This window comes from Blastococcus sp. SYSU DS0552, from assembly GCF_054050815.1.
Genome location: NZ_JBJHAB010000012.1, coordinates 1 through 23,120 on the forward strand (window position 1 = coordinate 1; position 23,120 = coordinate 23,120).

Sequence of the window (23,120 nt, forward strand, 5' to 3'; positions counted from 1 at the left end):
TGGAACGGCCACCTTTCAGGGGCCCGCGCCGAGCCCGGTGACGCGCTGGAACGGCCACCTTTCAGGGGCCCGCGCCGAGCCCGGTGACGCGCTGGAACGGCCACCTTTCAGGGGCCCGCGCCGAGCCTGCGAGGCGCGGGGGGAAAGGTGGTCCTTCTAGGGTGACGGCGTGCGCATCGGGATCGTCACGCGAGAGTGGCCGCCGGACGTCTACGGCGGCGCGGGGGTGCACGTCGAGCACCTGGTGTCGGCGCTGCGTGCCCTGCCCGACGGGCCGCAGCTCGACGTCCACTGCTTCGGCGGCGCACGGGCGGACGCGACCGCCCACGCCGTGCCCGCCGGGTTGTCCGACGCCAACGGGGCCCTGCAGGCGCTGGGGGTCGACGTCGAGATCGCCGCCGCGCTCGCCGGAGCCGACCTCGTGCACAGCCACACCTGGTACGCCAACACGGCCGGGCTGCTCGCCGCGCTGGTGCACGGCGTGCCGCACGTCGTCACCGCCCACTCGCTGGAACCGCGCCGGCCGTGGAAGGCCGAGCAGCTGGGCGGCGGCTACCGGCTGTCCTCCTGGGCCGAGCGCACCGCCTACCTGGCCGCCGACGCGGTGGTCGCGGTGAGCGCGGGCATGCGGGAGGACGTGCTCGCCGTCTACCCAGAGCTGGACCCGGCCCGGGTGCACGTCGTCCACAACGGCGTCGACGCGGAGGCCTACCGCCCGGTGCACGCCCCGGAGGTGGTCCGCGGGCTCGGGGTGGACCCCGACCGGCCGTACGCGCTGTTCGTCGGCCGGATCACCCGGCAGAAGGGGCTGGCCCACCTGCTGGCCGCGGCCGACCAGCTGCCGGCCGACGCCGGTCTCGTGCTGTGCGCCGGAGCCGCCGACACCCCGGCCGAGCGGCAGCAGGTCGCCGACGCCGTCGCCGAGCTGCAGTCCCGCCGCGACGGCGTGGTGTGGATCGAGGCGATGCTGCCGCGCGAGCAGCTGGTGCCGCTGATCACCGGTGCCACGGTCTTCGTGTGCCCGTCGGTGTACGAGCCGCTGGGCATCGTCAACCTGGAGGCGGCGGCGTGCGGCACCGCCGTCGTCGCCAGCGCCGTGGGCGGCATCCCGGAGGTGGTCGACGACGGCCGCACCGGTCTCCTGGTGCCCTACGACGAGACGGACCCGACCGGGTTCGCCGCCGGCCTGGCCGCGCGCACCGGCGAGCTGCTCGCCGATCCGCAGCGCGCCGCCGCGATGGGCGCCGCCGGCCGCGAGCGGGTCGTCGCCGAGTTCGGCTGGGCCGCGATCGCCCGGCAGACCGTGGACGTCTACGCGGAGGTGCTCGCCGCCCGCGGGTGAGCCGACCGCCGCGGTTCCGGCCGTCCGCGTCCCGCCCGCTGGTACCTTTCAGCCCGCCGGCGTCTGCCGGCGGTGCAGCCGCAGCGAAGCCCGGTGCGAACCCGGCGCTGTCCCGCAACTGTGATGGCCCCGTGCGGGCCCGAGCCAGATCGCCTGCCCTGCGCCGTGCAACCGACCCTCGCGGCAGGGGTCGCGCATCGGGCGTCGGATCAGCTCGGGGGCGACGCCCGCCGCCTCCTCTGGAGGCTCTTCCTTGCTCGGCACCTCCTCCCGGGCGGCGCGCACCTCGCGCGCCCCGCGGCGACCCGCGCGCGCCTTCCTCGCCCTCGTGGCCGCCCCCGTCCTGGCGCTGCCCGCCTGCGGTGGGGCCTCGGACGGCGGTGACGACGCGGCCCCCACCACGGCCGCCGGCGACTTCCCCGTGACGGTCACCGGCGACAACGGCGAGCTGACCCTCGACGAGCGGCCGGAGACCATCGTCTCCCTGTCGCCGACGGCCACCGAGATGCTCTTCGCCATCGGCGCCGGGGAGCAGGTGGAGGCCGTCGACGACAACTCCGACCACCCGGCCGAGGCGCCGACCACGGAGCTGTCGGCGTTCACGCCCAACGCCGAGGCCGTCGCCGGGTACGACCCCGACCTGGTGGTGCTCAGCAACGACATCAACGGCATCGTCGACGCCCTCGAGACGCTCGACGTCCCGGTCCTGCTGCTCGAGGCCGCCGAGGACCTCGACGACACCTACGCGCAGCTGGAGACCCTCGGGACGGCGACCGGGCACGACTCCGAGGCGGCCGAGGTGGTCGCCGACGTGCAGGACCGGATCGACGCCGCCGTCGCGTCCGTGCCCGACGACGTCGCCGGGATGCGCGTCTACCACGAGCTCGACCCGTCGTTCTACTCCGCGACGAGCGAGACGTTCATCGGCGGGATCTACTCCCTCTTCGGCCTGGAGAACATCGCCGACGGTGCCCCCGAGGCCGGGGGCTACCCCCAGCTGTCGGCCGAGTACGTCGTCGACCAGGCGCCCGAGCTGATCGTGCTGGCCGACACCGAGTGCTGCGGCGAGAGCGCCGAGACGGTGGCCCAGCGGCCGGCGTTCGGCTCGGTGCCCGCGGTGACCGAGGGGCGGGTCCTCGCCGTCGACGACGACATCGCCTCCCGGTGGGGTCCGCGCGTGGCCGACTTCGCCGAGGCGGTCGCCGGGGCGCTGCAGGACTGAGCCCGGCGGCATGAGCACCACCCACGGCACCCGGCCCGGCCGCACCGCGGCGGGGCCGGGTGCCGTGCGGTCACCGCGCTCCGCACTCCTCTCCGGAGCCGGCGTCACCGCCGCCCTCGTGGCCGCGGCGCTCGCCGGGGTCTGGGTGGGCGCGGTGCCGCTGCCGCCCGGCGCGGTCGTCGCCACGCTGCTCGACCGCGCGCTGGCGCCGGTGGGCCTCGACGTCCCCGGCACCCTGGAGGGGACCCGCGCAGCGGTGCTGCTGGAGCTCCGCCTGCCCCGCGTCGTGCTCGCGGTGCTGGTCGGCGCCGGGCTGGCCGTCTCCGGCGCCGCGTACCAGGGGGTGTTCCGCAACCCGCTCGCCGATCCGTACCTGCTGGGCGCGGCGGCCGGGGCCGGGCTGGGCGCCACCGTGGTCCTCGCGTACGCGCCCGGCCAGCAGGTCGGCCCGGTCGGGGTGGTCCCGCTGGCCGCCTTCGTCGGCGCGCTCGTCGGTGTGGGGTGCGCGCTGGCCCTCGGTCACGCGGCCGGCGGCTCGCAGAGCGCGCCGCTGCTGCTGGCGGGCATCGCGGTCGCCGCCTTCCTCGCGGCGGCGCAGACGCTGGTGCAGCAGCAGAACACCGACGACCTGCGGGAGATCTACGGCTGGCTGCTCGGGCACCTGGGCGGCGCGCAGTGGTCCGACGTGGGCCTGGTCCTCCCCTACCTGGGGGTGGCGGTGGTCGCCCTGCTGCTGTGCGCCCGCCCCCTGGACGTGCTGGCGATCGGCGACGACGAGGCCCGCTCGCTCGGCGTGCACCCCGGCAGGCTGCGGCTGCTCGTCGTGGTCGCCGCGTCGCTGGCCACCGCGTCGGCCGTCGCGGTCAGCGGGCTGATCGGCTTCGTCGGGCTGGTCGTGCCGCACATCGTCCGCCGGCTGGTCGGCGGCGCCAACGCCCGGGTGCTCCCGGTGTCCCTGCTGGCCGGTGGCGCGTTCCTGGTGCTCGCCGACCTGCTCGCCCGCACCGTGCTCGCCCCCGCGGAGCTGCCGCTGGGCGTGGTCACCGCCTTCGTCGGCGCCCCGTTCTTCGCAGGTCTGCTGTGGGCGGGGGCGCGGCGACGGTGAGCGGAGGACCACCCGGCCCGCGCCCGGCCGGCGGCGCGCGCGTGGAGGTCGTGGGCCTCGACGCCGGCTACGGACGGCGCCCGGTGCTCGTCGGTGTCCGGTTCACCGTGGCGGCCGGCGGCTGGCTGGGCATCGTCGGCCCCAACGGGTCGGGCAAGTCCACGCTGCTGCGCGCGGTGCTGGGCCTGCACCCGCACGAGGGCCAGGTGCGCATCGACGGCGTCCCGCTCACCGGGATGCCGCGCCGCGACCGGGCCCGCCTGCTGGCCTACGCGCCGCAGCTGCCGGTGCTGCCGGAGGGGGTCAGCACGCGGGACTACGTCCTGCTCGGCCGCACCCCGCACCGTCCGCTGCTGGCCGCACCCCGCCGGGTCGATCGCGAGGTCGTCGCCGAGGTGATGGACCGGCTGGAGCTCGACGAGCTGGCCGACCGGGCGGTCGTCACCCTCTCCGGTGGGGAGCAGCAGCGCGCCGTCCTCGCGCGGGCGCTGGCCCAGCGACCGCGGGTGCTGCTGCTCGACGAGCCCACCGCCGCCCTGGACCTCGGCCACGCGCAGCAGGTGCTCGACCTGCTCGACCGGCTGCGGCGGCAGGACGGGCTCACGGTGGTGAGCACCCTGCACGACCTCACGCTCGCCGGGCAGTACGCCGACCGGCTCACCCTCCTCGCCGAGGGGCGGGTGGCCGCCGAGGGCAGCCCGGCGGAGGTGCTCACCGCCGCCGTGCTGGCGGAGCACTACGGCGCCCGCGCCCGCATCGTGCCGGGCCCGCACGGGCCCGCGGTGCTGCCGGTGCGCGGGAGCTGATGCCGGTCAGCGCACCGCGTGGAAGCGGACCACGTCCCCGGGCCGCAGCTGGGCGGCGGCGGGCAGGTCCGCGGTGACGACGACGGCGAGCACCGGATAGCCACCGGTGACCGGGTGATCGGCGAGGAACAGCACCGGGGCGCCGTCGGGCGGGACCTGCAGCGCCCCGGGCACCAGCCCCTCGCTGGGCAGCTCGCCGTCGCGGGCCCGACCGAGCCGGGGACCCGCCAGCCGCAACCCCACCCGGTCGCTGTCGGCACCGACCGCCCAGCCGGCTCCCAGCAGGGCCGGCCACGCGGCGTCGTCGAGCCAGTCCCGCCGCGGCCCGGGCAGCACCCGCAGCACCGGCCGGTCCGACGGCTCGCCCACGGGCGCGACGTCGACGACCGGCTCCTCCCCCGCCAGCCCGCCGACCGGCAGGCGCGAGCCCGCGCCCAGGACGGCCGGGCCGAGGCCGGACAGGGTGTCGGTGCTGCGCGACCCCAGCACCGGCGGGACGTCGACGCCGCCCCGCACCGCGAGGTAGCTGCGCAGGCCGGTGCGCGGGGTGCCCAGCCCCAACACGGCGCCGGGGCGCACGGTGGTGGGAGCGGCGAACGGCGCCGGGCGCCCGTCCACGACGACCGGCACCGGGGCACCCGTCACCGCCACCAGGAGGGTGCGCTCGGCGCGGACCCGCAGCCCCCCGCCCGTCGCCTCGACGACCGCGGCCGCCGGCGTGTTGCCCACCAGCCGGTTGGCCAGCGCCGCCGCCGACCGGTCCGCGGCGCCGGACCGGGGCACCCCGACGGACGCCCAGCCGGTCCGCCCGGCGTCCTGCACGGTCGCGAACGGCCCCGGGGTCAGCACGGTGAGCACTCAGGCCACCGCCCGGAAGCGGACCGTGGTGCCCGGGGCGAGCAGCGCCGGCGGGTCGCGCCCGACATCGAAGAGGACCGCGTCGGTGCGCCCGACCAGCTGCCAGCCCCCGGGCGAGGCACGCGGGTAGACGCCCGCGTACGGGCCGGCCAGCGCCACCGAGCCGGCCGGGACCCGGGTGCGCGGGGTGGCCCGGCGCGGCACGTGCAGCTCCTCCGGCAGCCCGGTCAGGTACCCGAAGCCCGGGGCGAAGCCGCCGAAGGCGACGGTGAGCGGGGTGCCGGTCAGCGCGGCGACGACGGCGTCCGCCGTCCGCCCGGTGAGCCGGGCGACCTCGGCGAGGTCCGGTCCGTCGAAGACCACCGGCAGCACCACGGCCGCGCGCGCCGGTCCGGCCGCGGGCGCGGCGGGGGCCAGTCGGCACAGGGTGGTCACGTCGAGGTCGGTGACCGGCCGGTCGAGCAGGACGAGCAGGGTGCGGGCGGCGGGCACCAGGTCCACCTGCCCGGCCAGCGGGGCGGCGAGCAGCGCGGCCCGCAGCCCCGGGATCGCGGCGACGTCCGCCACCTCGAGCAGCACTGCGCGATCGCCGTAGGGCAGCGCACGCACCGCTCCCCCACCGTCGCCCACCCGCCCATGATCGGGCATCCCCCGGGCCCGTGACGGCCCCTCCGCCGCGCAACTCCGTTCGCCCGGTCCGCACGCCGGTGGAATGCTGGACCGCCGTGACCTCGACGACGGCCTCCGGGCAGGACCCGCTGCGGTCCCTGCTCCGGTCGTCGCACCACCTGACGGCCGACGAGCTCGGCTCGGTCGTCTCGCGGCACGCGAGGCTCCTGGGCGCCCGCGCGGCCGTCGTCTACCTGGCCGACTACGAGCAGTCCTCCCTGGTCCCCGTGGCCGGCGAGGACGTTCCGCCGCGCACCGGGCTGTCCGTCGACGGCTCGATCGGCGGCCTGGCCTTCCGCCGGGTCGAGGAGACCCGCTCCCCGAGCTCCGGCGACGACACTGCCGTGCGTCTCTGGCTCCCCCTGCTCGACGGCGCCGAGCGGGTCGGCGTCCTGGAGCTGCTGTTCGACACCGGGCCTCCGGCGGAGCAGGACGAGGAACGCCGCGCCTTCGCCGCACTGGTGGCCGAGCTCTGCGTCACCCGGGACGCCTACAGCGACGTGTTCGCCCGGCTGCGGCGCACCCGGCCGCTGAGCCTGGCCGCGGAGATCCAGTGGGACCTGGTCCCACCGCTGACCTTCGGCACCGAGCGGATCGTCATCTCCGCAGCGCTGGAGCCCACGTACGAGATCGGCGGGGACACCTTCGACTACGCCGTGAACGGCCCCGTCGCCGACCTCATGGTCCTCGATGCGGTGGGCCACGGTCTGCCCGCCGCGCTGCTGACCACGGTCGCCGTCGGCGCCTACCGCTCGGCCCGCCGGCACGAGCTCTCCCTCCCCGCGACGTCGGCGGCGATGGACGCCGCGATCGCCGGGCAGTTCCCCGGCAGCCGGTTCGCCACCGCGCTGCTGGCCCGGCTCGACCTGGAGTCCGGCCGGCTCACCTGGGTCAACGCGGGGCACGGCTCCCCGCTGATCGTGCGCGACGGCGTCCTCCTGCCCGCCCACAGCTGCCGCCCGGACCTGCCGCTCGGGCTCCAGCAGGGGCCCGCCCGGACGTGCGAGGTGCAGCTACGCCCGGGCGACCGGGTGCTCCTGCACACCGACGGCGTCACCGAGGCGCGGTCGCCGGCGGGCGACTTCTTCGGCGAGGAACGCCTCGCGGACTTCGTCGTCCGCGCGGAGACGGCCGGCGACCCGCCGCCGGAGACGCTCCGCCGGCTCATGCGCAGCGTGATGGACCACCAGGCGGGCCGGCTGCAGGACGACGCCACCATCGTGCTCGTCGAGTGGCGGACCGGCCGCGAGGACCAGATCACCCTGTGACGCCGCCGGGATCGGCCGATCCGGGCGAGGCCGCACCCACCGGCCGGGATGTGCGCCGCGCCACACCGGCGGACAATCGGGCATGACCATCGGGGGGCGCTTCGACGCCGCTCTGGCGCGGCAGTCCGACCCCGCGCTCGCCGGTCCCGAGGCCCTGCCGCTGCGGCTCAGCCGCGTGTGCGCCGAACTGCTCCGGGTCGACGGTGCCGGGCTGGTCCTGGTGGACGGCACCGGCCGCCGGCTCCCGCTGGGCGCCAGCGACCCGGCGGCCGCGAGCGCCGAACGGATGCAGTTCACCGTCGGCGAGGGGCCGTGCGCGACCGCCGAGGTCACCGGCCAGCCGGTGCTCGCCGTCGAGGAGGAGCTGCGCCGCCGCTGGCCGGTCTTCGCCGACCTGCTGCTCGGCGGCACCCCCTTCCGCGCGGTCGTCGCCCTCCCCCTGCGCCCGGGCCCTGCCGGGGAGGGTGCCCTCGACCTGTACTTCACGCGGTCGGCCGCCGTCGTGGAGCTCGACGTCTTCGAGGCCGTCGCGGTGGGCGAGCTGGTGAGCTCCGCGCTCAGCGACGCCGCGGTCTGGTCGACCTGGACGCCGGCGGAGGGACCGGACTGGCTGCGCGGCCCGGCACCGCGGCAGCGGGCGGCGGTGTGGGAGGCGGTGGGCAAGCTGGGCGTCGCCCACGACATCGATCCGGAGAAGGCGCTGGCCCTGCTCCGGACGGAGGCCTACACGTCGGGGCGGTCCGTGGACGAGGTCGCCGCCACCCTGCTCTCGGGCCGCCGCTCGATGGAGGACCTGCGCCCCGGCGACTGACCGCTCAGCCGGTGAACGGGGCGACCGCGAGCCCGGCCGCCTCCAGCGCTGCCCGCACCGACCGCGCGAGGTGGACCGCGCCCGGCGTGTCCCCGTGCACGCACACCGACCCCACCTCGACCGGCACCACGCTGCCGTCCACCGCGACCACGCTGCCCTCGGCGGCCATGCGGACCGCGCGCTCGGCGACCACCTCCGGCTCGTGCACCAGCGCTCCCACCGACCCGCGGGGCACGAGGCTGCCGTCGGGGGCGTAGCCGCGGTCGGCGAACCCCTCCGCCACGGTGGGCAGCCCGGCCGCCGCGGCGGTGCGCAGCAGCTCCGAGCCCGGCAGCCCCAGCACGGTCAGCCCGGCGTCGTAGGCGGCGACCGCCTCGACGACGGCGCGGGCCTGCGCCGCGTGGTGCACGACGGCGTTGTAGAGGGCCCCGTGCGGCTTGAGGTAGGAGACCCGCCCCCCGGCCGTGCGGGCCACGCCGTCCAGCGCGGCGAGCTGGTAGAGGACGTCGGCGGCGAGCTCGTCCGGGGCGACGTCGACGAACCGCCGGCCGAACCCCGCCAGGTCGCGGTAGGAGACCTGGGCACCGAGGGCCACGCCCCCGGCCACGGCGGCACCGCACACGCGACGCATCGTGACCGGGTCCCCGGCGTGGAACCCGCAGGCCACGTTGGCGCTGCTCACGACCTCCAGCAACGCGTCGTCGTCGCCCAGCCGCCACACGCCGAAGCCCTCGCCGAGGTCGGCGTTGAGATCGATGCGGGGGCCGCCCGGTGCGCTCACCCGCGCAGTCTCGCATCGGAATGGCGGCCGCCCCGCGGGTGCTGCACCCGGTATGGGAGCCGCCGAGCCGCTCACCCTCTTCGACCTCGCCGAGCCGGCACCGGCACCGGCACCGGTGCCGCCCGACCACCTCCTGCAGGTCCGCCGCGTCTACGCCGAACCGGCGGCGACGGAGTCCCCGCGTGGCCGCCAGGTGCTCGGCCGGTTCCCCGACGCCGAGGTGGTCGAGGTGCCCTCGCACTGGCAGATCCCCGAGCTGCACGGCAACGCCGGGAACGTCGACCGCTGGGTGCGGGTGAAGACCGAGACGCTGGTGCTCGGCGTCCGCAAGGGGCTGGTCACCCGGCCCAACGGCCGCTCCGCGAACTTCATCGCCCCCGGCACTGCCAACGGCTGCGCCATGGCCTGCGCCTACTGCTACGTGCCCCGGCGCAAGGGCTTCGCCAACCCGATCACCGTCTTCACCAACATCGAGCAGATCACCGGGCACGTGCGCCGGCACGTCGCCCGGCAGGGACCGAAGACCGAGCCCGACCAGTGCGACCCGGAGAGCTGGGTCTACGACATCGGCGAGAACAGCGACTGCTCGGTGGACGCGCTGGTCAGCGACAACGTCGCCGACCTGGTCCGCACCTTCCGGGACCTGCCGACGGCGAAGGCGTCGTTCGCGACCAAGTACGTGAACCGGCAGCTGCTCGACCTCGACCCGGCCGGTCGGACCCGGGTGCGCTTCTCCGTGATGCCCGAGGACGATGCCCGGGTCCTCGACGTGCGCACCAGCCGGGTGGCCGACCGCATCGCCGCCGTCGACGACTTCGTGGCCGCGGGCTACGAGGTGCACCTGAACCTCTCGCCCGTGGTCCTGCACGCCGGCTGGGAGGATGCCTGGTCACGGCTCCTGGCGCGGCTGGACGACGAGCTCGGCGCGGCGGCCAAGGCGCAGGCCGCCGCCGAGGTGATCATGCTGACCCACAACGAGGCCCTGCACGAGGTGAACCTCGGGTGGCACCCGACGGCCGAGCAGCTGCTCTGGCGCCCCGACCTGCAGGAGCCCAAGCGCAGCTCCAACGGGCAGGACAACGTGCGCTACCGCGCCGGGATCAAGCGGGCGGCGGTCGCCCGACTGCGCGAGCTGGTCACCCGGCACGCCCCCTGGCTGCGCATCCGCTACGCCTTCTGAGCCGTGGCCGCCCGGGAGCGACATGGCGGATTGTCGGCATGGCCACATGTCGACATCTCGCGTCGGCACCGTCACCCGACCTGTGAGAGGCTCATCGTGACGGGACCGTTACGTTCCGTCGGGGAACGTCGTGCAGGGAGAAGAGTGCCCGGGTCCACCACTGGCGTACCGGCGGCGACGCTGCTGGCCGCGCTGCCCGACACCGTGATCGTGGCCGACGGCGACGGTCGCATCGCGTACGTGAGCCCGGCCGTCGAGACGTTGCTGGGTCACGACCCGGCGGCGCTGATCGGCCGGCCGCTGCAGCTGCTCATGCCCGAGCGGCTCCGGCACGGCCACAACGAGGGCTTCTCCCGGTACCGGGCCACCGGCGAGGGGAAGCTCGTCGGCGCGACCACGCAGCTGCCGGCGCTCCACGCGGCCGGTCACGAGGTGCCTGTCGACCTCACCCTGTCGCGCCTGACCCCGGCGGACGGCGCGTCGCCGGACGAGGCGCTCGTGGTCGCCGTGCTCCGCGACGCCAGCACCACGATCCTGCTCGAGCGGCAGTTCGCCGTCAGCCGCTACCTGGCCGCCACGCTGCGGGTGACGGCAGCGCTGACCGAGGCGCGCGACGCCGACGTCGCCTTCCAGCAGCTGCTCCCGACGCTGTGCACGGAGCTGGACTGGGACGCCGCCCTGCTGTGGCAGGCCGACACCGAGCACGGCCGGCTGGTGCACGCGGGCACCTGGGCCGCCCCCGGCGCGGACGTGCCGGCGCTGGCCGCCGACGCCCCCCGCCGCGTCTTCCGCCGTGGTGAGGGCCTGCCGGGGGGCGCCTGGCTGCACCGGGTCCCGGTCGTGGCCGAGGACCTCGCCGCCGACCCGCGGGTGGTCCGCCGCGACGTCGTCCGCGCCGACGGGCTCGGTACCGGCGTCGCGTTCCCGGTCCTGAGCGGCGACACGCTGCTCGCCGTCTGCGAGCTGTTCTCGACGCAGTCGCGGCCCGTGCCCCCGGAGCTGCTGGAGGTGCTCGGGCACGCCGGCCGGCAGATCGGCCAGTTCCTCGCCCGGCTGCGCGCGGAGTCGGTGATCCGCGACCTGGCCGACACCCTGCAGCGCAGCCTGCTCCCCTCCCACCTGCCCACCATCCCCGGGGTGGAGCTGGCAGCCCGCTACCGCGCGGGCGGCGACTCCGCGCTCGTGGGCGGCGACACCTACGACGTCACCCCCCTGCCCGACGGCCGCTGGATGGTGCTGATCGCCGACGTCTGCGGCACCGGCGCCGAGGCGGCGGCGGTCACGGCGGTCACCCGGCACACCGCCCGCGCCGCGGCCACGGGGAGCCCGGCGGAGATCCTGCGGGCGGTCAACACCGCGCTGCTGCACGAACAGGGGACGGGGCCGCTGCGGTTCGTCACCGCCTGCTGCCTGGTGCTGGAACCGGCGGGGCCGGGCCACCGGGTCCGTCTCGCCGTCGCCGGGCACCCGCTCCCCGTCGTCTCCGATGCGGACTCCGACGCCCGTCCGGTCGGGACCGCCGGCCCACCCCTCGGGATCGATGCCGACGTCGAGCTCACCGAGACCACGCTGGACCTGCCTCCCGGGTCGACCCTGGTGCTCTACACCGACGGCGTCACGGAGGCGCGGGACGACGCCGGGCGGCAGTTCGGCGAGGACGCGCTGCTGCGGGTCGTCGCCGGCGCGCCGGTCGCCGATCCGGAAGCGGCCGTCGGCGCGATCTCGGCCGCGGTCGAGGCCCAGCTGGCCGGCTCCCGCTACGAGCCCGACGACCTCGCCGTGCTGGCGCTCGCCGTCCCGCGCTGAGAGCCCCGTCCCGCCGACGCGCTCCGGGCCGGCTGGCTACGGTGGGTCGGTGGCGCGGGTGGTGGTCGTGGGCGCCGGGCTCGGCGGGCTGGCGGCCGCCGCGCGGCTGGCGGCCCTCGGACACGCGGTGACCGTCGTGGAACAGGCGCCCGACGTCGGCGGGAAGCTCGGCTGGTTCACCCGCGACGGGCACGCCTTCGACACCGGGCCGAGCCTGGTCACCCTGCCGCAGGTGTACCGCGACCTGTTCGCCGCGACCGGCAGCCGGCTCGAGGACACCGTCGACCTGGTCCGGCTGGACCCGGCGGTCGGCTACCGGTTCGCCGACGGCACCCGGCTGACCGTGCCCGGCCGCGCAGAGGCCGTCCCCGCCGCGCTCGACGACGCGCTGGGGGCCGGCGCCGGAGCCCAGTGGGCCGCCCTGATGGAGCGGGCCGCGGCGATGTGGCGGATCAGCGAGGAGCCGTTCCTGCGCACCCCCCTGGCCGGGGCGACGACGCTGGCGCGGCTGGCCCGGCGCCCGGCCGACGTCGCCGCGATCGCGCCGTGGCGGTCGCTGCGCGGCCTCGGTCACCGCCACCTGCGCCACCCGCACCTGCGCACGGTGCTGGACCGCTACGCCACCTACTCCGGCTCGGACCCGCGCCGGGCGCCGGCGGTGCTGGCCACCGTCCCCTACGCAGAGCAGGCCTTCGGCTCCTGGTACGTGCGGGGTGGGCTGCACCGGCTCGGGACGGCGGTGCGGGACCGGGCCGTCGCGGGCGGCGCCGCGGTCCGCACCGGCTGCGCGGTGCGCAGGGTGCTGGTGGCGGGCGGCCGGGCTGCGGGTGTGGAGCTCGCCGACGGTGAGCGGCTGCGCGCCGACGTCGTCGTCTCCGGCGTCGACGCCGCCGCGCTGCACGCCGACCTGCTGCCCACCGACCGGCGCACCCGCGGCGTCCGGCGGGACCTGGCCCGCGCCACGCCGTCGCTGTCGGGGTTCGTGCTGCTGCTGGCGCTGCGCGGCCGGACCCCGGGGCTGGAGCACCACACGGTGCTCTTCCCCGACGACTACGACGCGGAGTTCGACGCCGTCTTCGGCACCGGCCGGTACGCGGGCCGACCGTGCCCGGTCCCCGATCCCACCGTCTACGTCAGCGCGCCCGACGACCCGGCGCTGGTGCCCGACGGCGACAGCGAGTCGTGGTTCGTCCTGGTGAACGCGCCGCGGCACGATCCGGTGCACGGGGTGGACTGGGACGCCCCGGGGCTCGCCGAGCGGTACGCCGACCGGGTGCTGGCGGTCATGGCCCGCCGCGGGCTCGACGTCCGGGACCGCCTCCGCTGGCGGGAGATCCGGACGCCGGCCGACCTGGCGCGGGGCACCGGCAGCGTCGGCGGGTCGATCTACGGCAGCTCCAGCAACGGCTCCCGGGCGGCGTTCCTGCGCCCGGGCAACGCCTCGCGCATCCCGGGGCTGTTCCTGGTCGGCGGCTCGGCGCACCCCGGCGGTGGGCTGCCGCTGGTGGGCCTCTCGGCGGAGATCGTGGCGGGGCTCGTCGGCCCCGCCTGACCGGGGCCGGTCACCGCGGCCGGACGGCCGCGACGGCCACGAGCGGGGCGCCCGGGGCGATCCGCCGGGTCTCTCCCGGTGGCAGCCCGGCCGCGCGCAGCCCCGCGACCAGGTCCGCGGCCCCCGGCAGCGACATGCCGCCCTCCTGCGCCCGCAGCAGCAGGTCGAAGTGCCGGCTGAACAGCTGCGGCGTCGCCACGGTGGTGACGACCAGGAGGGTGCCCCCCGGCGCGAGCAGCCCCGCCACGTCGGCGAACAGGGCGACGCGCTCCGCCACCGGGACGTAGTGGACGACGTTGGCCAGCAGCGCGAGGTCGAACCCGCCCTCGTCGGGCAGCTCCCGGACGTCGGCCCGCACGATGCGCGCCCGTCCCGCCAGCCCGCGCCGTTCGAGGGTGCGCTCGGCGAGGGCGGCGGCGTCGGCGTCGGCGTCCACCCCGACGCCCTCGGCCTGCGGAGCCGCCGCCAGCACCGCGGCCAGCTGCAGCCCCGCGCCGCACCCGACGTCGACCACCCGCCGCGGGGACACGTCCGCCGCCGTCTCCCGGAGGACGTCGTCGACGAACGGCTCGAAGGCGGCCGACACCCGGGCGATGACCGCCCCCTGCTCGGCGACGTCCCGCCGCGGTGGGCCACCGGCCAGCAGGTCACCGAGGTGGCGGTAGAGCCCGGTGTGGAACCCGGCGAACGCCTCGTAGGAGGCCCGCACCAGGTCGTCGTCCCGCAGGGCGCGCCCGGCGCTGGTCAGGGACCAGCCGGCGGCGTCCTCCCGGACGAGGCCGGCGGCCGCGAGCACCCGCAGGAAGGCTGCGAGCAGGTCGTCGCGGGCCACCGCCAGCCGGCGGGCGAGCTCCGGGATCGCCACCGCACGGTCGCCCAGCGCGTCCAGGACGCCGGTGTGCAGCGCCGCGGCGCCCAGGTTCAGCCGGACCGCGGCCTGCCCGTCACGGGTGGCCCGCAACCGGGCCCGGGCGTTCCCGGTCCGCAGGACGGTGAGCAGGGTGCGTGCGCTGAACAACCCGGCCATCTGGCGCTCCCACCGTTCGGGGAGCCCACTGTGGTCCGCCCGGACCCGTCGCACCAGTACCGGCGACGCGGTCCGGTCAGCCGCGGGCCGCGCCGTAGCCCAGCAGCGCGGCCAGCCCGAGCGCGCTGCGCGGCTGGTACGCCGCGCGCCACAACCCGCCGTGCGCGGCCTCGTGCGCCTCGTCCTGCCACGGGTGCTCGTGCGCCGGTCCGCCGCCGGTGTGCAGGTCGTGCACGAGCAGCGCGGCCATGAGCACGTTCGACGTCGCCGGCTCGAAGATCTCCACGCCGAACCGGTGAGCGCCGGCGTAGGCCGCGGCCAGGGCCCGGTTCTTCACCACCGAGCGGGTCCGCGTCGGCGGGGCGACGTTCATCGACACCGTGCTGCCCGCCGCGCGTGCGGCGGTCGCCCGCCACCGCTGCAGCCGCTTGGCCAGCGCGTAGTTGGGGCCCTGCTGCGCCACCAGGCTGTCGGCGATGCCCGGGTCGGTGCCGGGCACGTAGGCGCGCTGCAGGAGCCGGCCGCCCGACACCGTCCGCAGCGGGCGGCCGAGCAGCTTCGCCGTGCGGCTGCGGCGCGCGTACGCCTCCACCGACTGCGCCACCGCCTCCGCGGGGACGGCGAAGACGTCGGTCGGGGTGGCCAGGAACGCCAGCGCGAGCTCCGGCCGCGCACCCGCGAGCCGCACGGTGAGCGCGTCGACGGCCGCCGAGACGCGCACGTTCGTGGCACCGTCGGCGTAGACGTAGTTGCCCAGGACCGGGGAGCCCGGCAGGCCCGCGGCCCAGTCGGCCACCGCGGGGACCTCGGCGATCAGATCGGCTCCCGCGCGCGCCGGGTCGGGCTCCGACCCGGGCTCCGCCACGGGCACCAGGAGGGTGCCGGCGCCGGACCGGGCGATGTCGAGCACCCGCTCCCACAGCGGCGCGCGGGGCAGGTCCACCCCGGCCACGCGGGCGCCCCAGCGCAGCAGTGCGGTGAGCGGCCCCATCTCGGCGCCCGCCCCGAGCACGACCACGGTGGTGTCCGGCAGCGACAGCCACTCGGGGTGCGCCGCGACGGTGCGCACCGCCTCCGCGCACGACGGCTCCACGACCCCCGCGGCCACCCAGTCGTCGAGCCGGCGCAGCAGGGCGTCACCCCGCAGCCGCCCGCCGCGGAACGGCAGCGACAGCTCCCGCTCCGGCTCGGCGGTGCCGGTCACCTCCACCGTGTGCAGCACCCGGCCGGCGGGCGCGGTGGTCAGCCCGGCGAGGTCGGCCTCCCCCTCGGGCCCGGCCACCCGCATCCGCGAGTGCAGGGACGCCAGCCCGGCAGCGGCGATGGCCTGCGCCGCCTCCGGCGAGGGCAGCCCGGCCTCCACCAGCCGGCGGAAGTGCGTCAGGTAGCCCGCCCGCCAGTTGGTCTCCCGCTCGGCGGCCAGCGCGCCGGCGGCGTCGGCGGGGCGCAGTGCATCCGCGACGACGGCCCGGCCCAGCGCCGCCGTGCTCCGGCGTCCGTCGGCCCCGGCCGGGAACACGACCCCCTGGTCCTCGCTCATGCGCCTTCCTCCACCCGTCCAGCTTCTCCCGGCTCCTGGCACGCGGCCAGCTCAGCAGCACCCCTGCGCCGGCCCCGGCCCGGGCCCGGGAACGACCCGGCCCCGGCCGACGGCGAGCTGCCGTCGACCGGGGCCGGGTCGTTCCCTGCGCACCGCCACCCGGGGGTGGAGCCGCGCAGAGATCAGCTGGTCGCGCCCTTCAGGGCCTCCGAGAGAGCGGCCGCCTCGTCGGGCGACAGCTCGACGACCAGGCGCCCACCGCCTTCCAGCGGTACCCGCATGACCAGGCCGCGCCCTTCCTTGGTGACCTCGAGGGGACCTTCACCCGTGCGCGGCTTCATGGCCGCCATGCGTGCCTCCTTCGCCGGCCACGCGCCTGCCTGCTGGCAGGAGCGAGGCGTCCGATGCTGTGAGCTCCGGGACAATGATCCCGTATGGGGGCGCTCCGTCCAACAGGAGGTCCGTCAGAGTGACCTCAGCCCGCCCCCGCACCCTCGGCCGGGTGTGCCCGGAAGCAGTCGGCGACGTGGTCGTCGACCATCCCGGTCGCCTGCATGAGCGCGTAGGCCGTGGTCGGGCCGACGAAGACGAAGCCGCGTCGCTTGAGCTCCTTGGCCATGGCCACCGACTCCGGGCTCGTCGCCGGCACGTCGGCGAGGGTGGCCGGGCGAGGACGCGGCCCGTCGGGCGCGAACGACCACAGCAGCTCGGACAGCCCTTCGGGCAGCTGCTGCGCCGCCCGGGCGTTCGTGACGGCCGCCGCGATCTTGGCGCGGTTCCGGACGATGCCCGCGTCGGCCATCAGCCGCGCCCGGTCCTCGTCGGTGAAGGCGGCCACCGCGTCGATCGCGAAGCCGGCGAACGCAGCGCGGAACGCGGGCCGCTTGCGCAGGATGGTGATCCAGGAGAGCCCCGACTGGAACGCCTCCAGGCACAACCGCTCGAACAGCGCGTCGTCACCGTGGAGCGGGACCCCCCACTCCTCGTCGTGGTAGGCGATGTACTCGGGGGCGCTCGTGGCCCAGGCGCAGCGCTGCACGTCCCGGACGCTAGCGCCGCCCACCGACGACCCTCCGCCGGGCAGCGCGCTCCGCACCGCTCAGCGGGCCGCGGCGTCCACCGCCTCGACGCTCGGCTCGGGGCCCTGCTTCCCGCGTCGGGTCGCCAGGACGCAGCCGACCAGCACCAGCGGCAGCCCCAGGGCCAGACCGAGGGTGAACGGCTCGCCGAGCAGCAGCAGCCCGAGGAGCACCGCCACGGCCGGGTTGACGAACGTGATGACCAGCGCCCGCTGCGGCCCCACCTCGCGGATCAGCGCGAAGAACAGGGCCAGGGCCACCGCGGTGCAGAGCAGGCCGAGGGCGAGCAGCGACAGCTGCGCCTCCCCCGACGCGTCGACCACCTGGCCGAGCCGCGGGACGGCGAACGGCGCGTAGACCACCGCGGTCACGAGCAGCGCGAGGGAGCTCGCGGCCACGCCGGGCACCTCGGGCAGGGCCCGGCTGACCACCAGCGGCGCCGTGGCGTACCCCACGACCACCAGGCCGACGGCGACGAGGGGCAGCAGTTGCGCGCCGTCGATGTCCAGGCCGAGCAGGACCGCGATCCCGACCACGCCGATGCCCATGCCCAGCACCCGCACCGGGGTGAGCCGCTCCTCCTCCCCGGCGAGCCGGGCGGCCAGGGCCGCCACGAACGGCACCGCGGCCACCAGCAGACCGGTGAGCGAGCTGGACAGGGTCTGCTCGGCGTAGGCGAGCAGCAGCCAAGGCCCGGTCATCTCCAGCACCGTGAACAGCAGCAGGGGCTTCCAGTGCCGCAGCGCCGGGCGCAGCTGGCCGCGGGCGACCGTCCAGGGCAGCAGCAGGGCCGCTCCGATCGCGCAGCGGGCGAAGACCACCACGACCGGCGACACCTCCTCGACGGCCACCTTGATCAACAGGTAGGGCACGCCCCAGATCACCGACATGGTGAGGAACAGGGCCCAGCCCCGCCGGCTCACGAACCCGCCTCCGTCGTCCCGTCGCGCACCGGCACATCCTCACCGATCGCCGGTCCCACCCCGCGGCAGGTCAGTACGTGCGGGCGAAGGCGGCGAAGCGCCGCAGCGACCAGCGGATCCCCAGGAGGGCGAACGGCCTGACCAGCACCCAGCCGACCCGGCCGAGCACCCCGTAGGGCAGGTCGAGCCGCTCGGTCCAGACGAAGGTGCTCTGCTCGCCCCGCGGCTCGATCTCGAAGATGCCCGGCCCCCGCACCAGCCGGCCGGTGTGCTGCACCTCGACCCGGCGCGGCGGGTCCCACGCCGTGATCACCATGGTGTCGAGGAACCCGAACCGGAACCCGCCGGGCGCCGGCAGCCCGGTACGCGCGGCCAGCCGGCCGCCGACGCCCTGCGCGGGCCCGTCGACGGTCCGCACGTCGGTCGCGAGCACCCACTCGCCCTGCCGCGACCAGTCGGTCAGCGCGGCCCACACCCGTTCAGCAGGCGCCTCGACCGCCACCCGCTCCACCAGCTCAGGCATCCCGCGTCCCCTCCCGGTCGGTCCGCTCGACGCCGGGATCGGTCGGCGCCCCCTGCCGGCCGTGTGCGGCCAGCTCGGCGCGGAGCGCCGCGATCTCCGCGTCCCGCTCGTCCAGGGTCTGCGCCAGCTGGTCGAGCAGCCAGTCGACCTCGACCATCCGGTAGCCGCGGGCGGTGACCGCGATCCGCAGCGCCCGGACGTCGTCGGCCACCACGCGCCGGTCGTCGGGCAGCTCGACCGGCGACCGCCCCGGGTCCGCCGGCGGCTGGCTCTCGCCCCGCCCCATGAGCAGCGAGGCCACCAGGAAGAGTGCGCCACCGACCAGCAGGACGGCGAGCACGAAGAGGACGAAGGAGAGCACGTCAGGCGTCGGACGGGCGGGTGTCGACGGGCGCCCGCATCCCCCCGCCGCTGTCCCCTGCCTGGCGCGCCGCCTCGGCCGCCTGGATGACCGCCACCGCCTCGGCGACGTCGTCGGTCACGGTGACCAGGTCGAGATCGCCGGGGCTGATCGTGCCCTCGGCGATCATCGTGTCGCGGATCCAGTCGATCAGGCCTGACCAGTACTCGCTGCCCATGAGCACGACCGGGAAGCGGGTGACCTTGCGGGTCTGCACCAGGGTGAGCGCCTCGAACAGCTCGTCGAGCGTGCCGAAGCCCCCGGGCAGGATCACGAAGGCCTGCGCGTACTTCACGAACATCGTCTTGCGGACGAAGAAGTAGCGGAACGAGATGCCGACGTCGACCCACTCGTTGAGCTCCTGCTCGAACGGCAGCTCGATGCCCAGCCCGACCGACATGCCCCCGGCCTCGGAGGCGCCCTTGTTGGCCGCCTCCATGGCCCCGGGGCCGCCCCCGGTGATGACGGCGTACCCGGCCCGGGACAGCGCGGCCCCGAGCTCGACGCCGGTGGCGTAGTGCGGGTGGTCCCGCGGCGTCCGGGCGCTGCCGAACACGCTGACCGCGCGCGGCAGCTCGGCCAGCAGCCCGAAGCCCTCGACGAACTCGCTCTGGATCCGCAGCACCCGCCACGGGTCCGTGTGCACCCAGTCGCTGGGGCCCCGCTTGTCGAGCAACCGCTGGTCGGTGGTCGACCCCTGCCGCTGCGGGTCGGGCTCGCCGCCGCGCAGCATGATCGGGCCGCGGTGGCGGGTGGGCCGCGGCCGTCGGCCGTCGGACGGCGGGGTGGCGGTCATGCGGTGCTCCCGGAGAGGTAGGCGGTGAGGGCGTCGACGGTCGGCTGCAGCCGGTCGACCAGGACGTGCTCCTCGCGCGTGTGGGCGAGCTGGGGGTCGCCCGGCCCGTAGTTGATCGCGGGGATGCCGAAGGCGGCGAACCGGGCGACGTCGGTCCAGCCCAGCTTGGCGCGCGCCGGGCGGCCCACGGCGGCCAGGAACGCGGCGGCGGCCGGCTCCGCGAGGCCGGGCAGCGCCCCACCGGCGTTGTCGACGACGGTCAGCGTCGCGCCCGCGGCGATCGCGTCGGCGAAGACCTCGCGCACGTGCGCCTCGGCGGCGTCCTCGTCGCGGTCGGGGGCGTAGCGGAAGTTCACGGTGAGGGACGCCGCATCGGGGACCACGTTGCCGGCGACCCCACCGGCGATGCCCACCGCGTTGAGCCCCTCGCGGTAGGTGCAGCCGTCGATCGCCACCTCGCGCGGCCGGTAGGCGGCCAGCACGGCGAGCGCGCCGGCCAGCCCGTGGATGGCGTTCTCCCCCAGCCAGCTGCGCGCGCTGTGCGCCCGGCGGCCCGTGGTCGCCAGCACGGCCCGCAGGGTGCCCTGGCAGCCGGCCTCGATCTCGCCGTCGGTCGGCTCCAGCAGGATCGCCAGGTCGCCGTAGAGCCAGCCGCGCCGCTCGCGCGCCACCCGGCCCAGGCCGTTCTTCACCGCCTCGACCTCCTCGTTGTCGTAGAAGACGAACGTGAGGTCGTGGGCCGGCTCCGCCCCGGGGACGCCGAAGACGGCGGCCAGCCGCAGCATCACCGCGTCACCGGCCTTCATGTCGCTGGTGCCGCAGCCGTAGAGGCGGCCGGTGGCCTCGTCCAGCCGGCTGGGCACGTTGTCGGCGATCGGCACCGTGTCCAGGTGCCCGGCGAGGACCACCCGTGTCGGCCGCCCGAGGTTGGTGCGGGCGAGCACGGCGTCGCCGATGCGCTCGACCTCCAGCCCGCCCAGCGCCCGCAGCGCCGCCTCGACCGCGTCGGCCAGGGCCGCCTCGCTGCCCGACACCGACGGGGCGTCGACCAGGGCGCGGGTCAGCGCGAGGACGTCGGCGGACAGGTCGAGCGGCGGCACGGTCGTCACACCTGCCGAGCTTATGGCCCGCCTGCCGTACCGGCCCGCCCCGCCGCGGATCCGCCTCGGTAGCGTTCCGGGCGTGACTGACGCAGCGTCCGCCCCCGTCTCCGCATCCGCCGCCGGCCTGGCCACGGTCACGCCGTCGGGCACCGTGCTGGACACCTGGTACCCCGAGCCGCGGCTCGGGGCCCCCGCGGGCGCGGCCACGGGGACCACCCGCCTGGGCGCGCTCGAGCTCTCCGGTGAGCTGGGCCCCGACTACGGCGGCCTGGTGCGCCGCGACGAGGCGCGCGGGGTGGAGGTCATCGCCGTCCGCACGGTGATCGCCGACCTCTCCCAGCCGCCGGTGGACACCCACGACGTGTGGCTCCGGCTGCACCTGCTGTCCACCCGGCTGATCACGCCGCACCAGGCGAACATGACCGGCGTGTTCGGCCTCCTCACGAACGTGGCCTGGACCAGCGCCGGGCCGGTGGAGGCGGCGACGTTCAACGCCCACCGGCTGCGTGCGGCCCTCGGCCACGTGACCGTCTTCGGCGTCGACAAGTTCCCGCGGATGGTGGACTACGTCATCCCGTCCGGCGTGCGCATCGCCGACGCCGACCGGGTCCGCCTCGGCGCCCACCTGGCCGAGGGCACCACGGTCATGCACGAGGGCTTCGTCAACTTCAACGCCGGCACGCTGGGCCCCTCGATGGTGGAGGGCCGGATCAGCGCCGGCGTGGTCGTGGGCGCCGACAGCGACATCGGCGGCGGCGCCTCGATCATGGGCACCCTGTCGGGCGGCGGCACCCAGGTCATCTCGATCGGCAGCGGCTGCCTGCTCGGCGCCAACGCGGGGATCGGCATCTCGCTCGGGGACGGCTGCGTCGTCGAGGCCGGGTGCTACGTCACCGCCGGGTCACGGGTCACGCTGCCCGACGGCTCCCAGGTGAAGGCCAAGGAGCTCTCCGGGCGCAGCGGCCTGCTCTTCCGGCGCAACAGCGTCAGCGGCGCGCTCGAGGCGCTTCCGCGCGACGGCAACTGGGGCGCGCTCAACGCCGACCTGCACGCGAACACATAGGAGAAGGACCCCCTGCCCCCCACCGCTCGCACGCTCGCGGCGGGACCCTGCAGGGGGCCATCGGGTCGTGCCTGCGCGGAACCCTCCGGGTCCCACTCGGTGCGACGAGCCCATGTCGGCGGGTCTCAGGCCGACGTTTCCGCGGGGACGTCGAGGTGCTCCAGCAGGGCCACCACGAACTCCTGTGGCCGCTCGACGTGCGGGGAGTGCCCGACCCCGGGCAGGACCACCTCGCGGTAGGTGCCCCCGGCCGCGGCGTACCGCTCCAGCACGGCGCGGGTCTGGGCGACCATCGGCTGCGGCGGGCAGACCGCTTCACCCGGCCAGCCCGGCACCGCACCCAGCTGTCCCAGGTGGGCCAGGTCGAACACCGAGGTGTCCGACACGATCGCGTCGGCATCCCCCCGGATCCACAGCACCGGGGGCTTGCCGGCCAGCTCGGCGACACCCGACACGTCCATGACCGTCGGCGCCATCGTGTTCAGCACGCCGCGCTCCCCGGGGGCCGCTCCCGGCCACGTCGGGCTGGGCACGGAGTCGCCCGGGTAGTGGTCGGCACCGGTGCGGGTGGACAGCATCGAGGCGACGAAGACGTCCTCCATCGCGGGGTCCAGCGGCAGGGACCCCGGAGCCACGTAGAACGCCCGCAGGATCGACCGCGGACTGGTCGGGCTGTCGGCGCTCGTGTCGCCGGCAGCGAGCGCGGCGACGAACTCGGGGTTGGCCGCACCGCCCCCGGAGCCCGCGCCGTCCTCGGCGAGGCGGCGCCCCTCCGGCCCAGCCGTGCCGCCGAAGCCGTACGGCGATACCGGGGCCACCAGCGTCACCGAGGCGACCCGCGCGGGCGCGTCGAGCAGGTACTGCAGGACGACGCCCGCGCCCATGCTCCAGCCGACCAGGTGCACCCGCTCGACGCCGAGGGTCTCCACCAGCGCCGCGACGTCGTCGGCCCAGTCGCGCACGCCTCGGCGCGCGTCCACCGGGAGCGGATCGGTGTCGCCGTAGCCGCGCAGGTCGACCGCGACCGGCCGCACGCGCGTCACCTCGGCCAGGGCCAGCAGCGGTTGCTGCCAGAAGAGCGCGGAGCTGACGTTGCCGTGCACGAAGAGGACGACCTCGCCGCCGGCGGCGCCGAGCTCCGCCGGCTCCACGGCGGCCGGGTGCACGACGTTCTGGGTCAGTCGCGGGGTGGGCACCCGCGTGGCGGTGATCCCGGGCAGCAGAACGTCAACCATGGCTCCTCCTCGACGGCGGGCACACGCTATC

23 protein-coding genes are annotated in these 23,120 nt (G+C 76.5%); 10 read left to right on the forward strand and 13 right to left on the reverse strand.

Features of this window, described 5'->3' with window-relative positions:
* Positions 1-169: 169 nt before the first annotated feature.
* The 4 genes from glgA (at position 170) to ACI8AG_RS13270 (ending at position 4,475) form a co-directional block, all read left to right on the forward strand.
* Positions 170-1,342, forward strand: a complete 1,173-nt coding sequence (gene glgA, locus ACI8AG_RS13255; protein ID WP_456597412.1) for a glycogen synthase — start codon at positions 170-172, stop codon at positions 1,340-1,342.
* A gap of 253 nt (positions 1,343-1,595) precedes the next feature.
* Entirely contained in the window at positions 1,596-2,564 is a 969-nt protein-coding gene (locus ACI8AG_RS13260) for an ABC transporter substrate-binding protein (RefSeq protein WP_456597413.1), read from the forward strand.
* Positions 2,565-2,574: 10 nt separating this feature from the next.
* Positions 2,575-3,669 carry a FecCD family ABC transporter permease gene (locus ACI8AG_RS13265; RefSeq protein WP_456597414.1) on the forward strand — a complete coding sequence of 365 codons (1,095 nt, stop codon included), beginning with the start codon at positions 2,575-2,577 and terminating at the stop codon, positions 3,667-3,669.
* A complete protein-coding gene (locus ACI8AG_RS13270; RefSeq protein ID WP_456597415.1) occupies positions 3,666-4,475 on the forward strand; it encodes an ABC transporter ATP-binding protein in 810 nt (269 codons plus the stop codon). The genes ACI8AG_RS13265 and ACI8AG_RS13270 overlap by 4 nt, the downstream gene beginning before the upstream one ends.
* 6 nt (positions 4,476-4,481) lie before the next feature.
* Here the strand turns inward: ACI8AG_RS13270 and ACI8AG_RS13275 are convergent, their stop codons facing one another.
* Both ACI8AG_RS13275 and ACI8AG_RS13280 read right to left on the reverse strand, forming a co-directional pair.
* The gene (locus ACI8AG_RS13275; RefSeq protein WP_456597416.1) at positions 4,482-5,333 is read right to left on the reverse strand and encodes a 5-oxoprolinase subunit C family protein; all 852 of its coding nucleotides are present in this window, start codon (positions 5,331-5,333) and stop codon (positions 4,482-4,484) included.
* Positions 5,334-5,963, reverse strand: coding sequence for a 5-oxoprolinase subunit B family protein (locus tag ACI8AG_RS13280; RefSeq protein ID WP_456597417.1), 630 nt, complete (start codon positions 5,961-5,963; stop codon positions 5,334-5,336).
* Positions 5,964-6,058: 95 nt separating this feature from the next.
* Between ACI8AG_RS13280 and ACI8AG_RS13285 the strand changes: the two genes are divergently transcribed.
* Positions 6,059-7,270 (forward strand): PP2C family protein-serine/threonine phosphatase, encoded by a 1,212-nt coding sequence (locus ACI8AG_RS13285; protein WP_456597418.1) that lies wholly within the window; start codon positions 6,059-6,061, stop codon positions 7,268-7,270.
* An 82-nt stretch (positions 7,271-7,352) separates the two neighbouring features.
* Positions 7,353-8,081: a GAF and ANTAR domain-containing protein gene (locus ACI8AG_RS13290; protein ID WP_456597419.1), complete on the forward strand. Its 729-nt coding sequence runs from the start codon at positions 7,353-7,355 to the stop codon at positions 8,079-8,081.
* A 4-nt stretch (positions 8,082-8,085) separates the two neighbouring features.
* Here ACI8AG_RS13290 and ACI8AG_RS13295 read toward each other — a convergent pair whose 3' ends face one another.
* Positions 8,086-8,862 (reverse strand): LamB/YcsF family protein, encoded by a 777-nt coding sequence (locus ACI8AG_RS13295; protein WP_456597420.1) that lies wholly within the window; start codon positions 8,860-8,862, stop codon positions 8,086-8,088.
* A gap of 52 nt (positions 8,863-8,914) precedes the next feature.
* On the opposite strand from ACI8AG_RS13295, the gene ACI8AG_RS13300 reads away from it, so the two are divergent.
* From ACI8AG_RS13300 to ACI8AG_RS13310, 3 genes are all read left to right on the forward strand, one after another.
* Complete coding sequence (locus ACI8AG_RS13300; protein ID WP_456597421.1) at positions 8,915-10,042, forward strand: spore photoproduct lyase family protein; 1,128 nt, start codon at positions 8,915-8,917, stop codon at positions 10,040-10,042.
* A 144-nt stretch (positions 10,043-10,186) separates the two neighbouring features.
* The gene (locus ACI8AG_RS13305; RefSeq protein WP_456597422.1) at positions 10,187-11,848 is read left to right on the forward strand and encodes a SpoIIE family protein phosphatase; all 1,662 of its coding nucleotides are present in this window, start codon (positions 10,187-10,189) and stop codon (positions 11,846-11,848) included.
* 49 nt (positions 11,849-11,897) lie between these two features.
* On the forward strand, positions 11,898-13,400 hold the full coding sequence (locus tag ACI8AG_RS13310; protein ID WP_456597423.1) for a phytoene desaturase family protein: 1,503 nt from the start codon (positions 11,898-11,900) through the stop codon (positions 13,398-13,400).
* A 10-nt stretch (positions 13,401-13,410) separates the two neighbouring features.
* On the opposite strand, the gene ACI8AG_RS13315 is transcribed toward ACI8AG_RS13310, so the two are convergent.
* From ACI8AG_RS13315 to dapE, 9 genes are all read right to left on the reverse strand, one after another.
* Positions 13,411-14,361 (reverse strand): methyltransferase domain-containing protein, encoded by a 951-nt coding sequence (locus tag ACI8AG_RS13315; protein WP_456597521.1) that lies wholly within the window; start codon positions 14,359-14,361, stop codon positions 13,411-13,413.
* Positions 14,362-14,503: 142 nt separating this feature from the next.
* On the reverse strand, positions 14,504-15,967 hold the full coding sequence (locus ACI8AG_RS13320; protein ID WP_456597424.1) for a hypothetical protein: 1,464 nt from the start codon (positions 15,965-15,967) through the stop codon (positions 14,504-14,506).
* A 182-nt stretch (positions 15,968-16,149) separates the two neighbouring features.
* Complete coding sequence (locus ACI8AG_RS13325; protein ID WP_012947303.1) at positions 16,150-16,317, reverse strand: DUF3117 domain-containing protein; 168 nt, start codon at positions 16,315-16,317, stop codon at positions 16,150-16,152.
* A 125-nt stretch (positions 16,318-16,442) separates the two neighbouring features.
* Positions 16,443-17,006 (reverse strand): DNA-3-methyladenine glycosylase I, encoded by a 564-nt coding sequence (locus tag ACI8AG_RS13330; protein WP_456597425.1) that lies wholly within the window; start codon positions 17,004-17,006, stop codon positions 16,443-16,445.
* Between the two features lie 60 nt (positions 17,007-17,066).
* The gene (locus ACI8AG_RS13335) at positions 17,067-17,969 is read right to left on the reverse strand and encodes a DMT family transporter (protein ID WP_456597426.1); all 903 of its coding nucleotides are present in this window, start codon (positions 17,967-17,969) and stop codon (positions 17,067-17,069) included.
* A 70-nt stretch (positions 17,970-18,039) separates the two neighbouring features.
* Complete coding sequence (locus ACI8AG_RS13340; RefSeq protein WP_456597427.1) at positions 18,040-18,492, reverse strand: SRPBCC family protein; 453 nt, start codon at positions 18,490-18,492, stop codon at positions 18,040-18,042.
* Positions 18,485-18,853 (reverse strand): DivIVA domain-containing protein, encoded by a 369-nt coding sequence (locus ACI8AG_RS13345; RefSeq protein WP_456597428.1) that lies wholly within the window; start codon positions 18,851-18,853, stop codon positions 18,485-18,487. The genes ACI8AG_RS13340 and ACI8AG_RS13345 overlap by 8 nt, the downstream gene beginning before the upstream one ends.
* A gap of 1 nt (position 18,854) precedes the next feature.
* Positions 18,855-19,688: an LOG family protein gene (locus ACI8AG_RS13350; RefSeq protein WP_456587305.1), complete on the reverse strand. Its 834-nt coding sequence runs from the start codon at positions 19,686-19,688 to the stop codon at positions 18,855-18,857.
* Positions 19,685-20,797, reverse strand: a complete 1,113-nt coding sequence (gene dapE / locus ACI8AG_RS13355; RefSeq protein WP_456597429.1) for a succinyl-diaminopimelate desuccinylase — start codon at positions 20,795-20,797, stop codon at positions 19,685-19,687. The genes ACI8AG_RS13350 and dapE overlap by 4 nt, the downstream gene beginning before the upstream one ends.
* Before the next feature lie 73 nt (positions 20,798-20,870).
* Here dapE and dapD point away from each other — a divergent pair, with 73 nt between their 5' ends.
* On the forward strand, positions 20,871-21,854 hold the full coding sequence (dapD, locus tag ACI8AG_RS13360) for a 2,3,4,5-tetrahydropyridine-2,6-dicarboxylate N-succinyltransferase (RefSeq protein ID WP_456597430.1): 984 nt from the start codon (positions 20,871-20,873) through the stop codon (positions 21,852-21,854).
* A gap of 125 nt (positions 21,855-21,979) precedes the next feature.
* On the opposite strand, the gene ACI8AG_RS13365 is transcribed toward dapD, so the two are convergent.
* On the reverse strand, positions 21,980-23,089 hold the full coding sequence (locus ACI8AG_RS13365) for an alpha/beta fold hydrolase (RefSeq protein ID WP_456597431.1): 1,110 nt from the start codon (positions 23,087-23,089) through the stop codon (positions 21,980-21,982).
* Between the last annotated feature and the right edge of the window lie 31 nt (positions 23,090-23,120).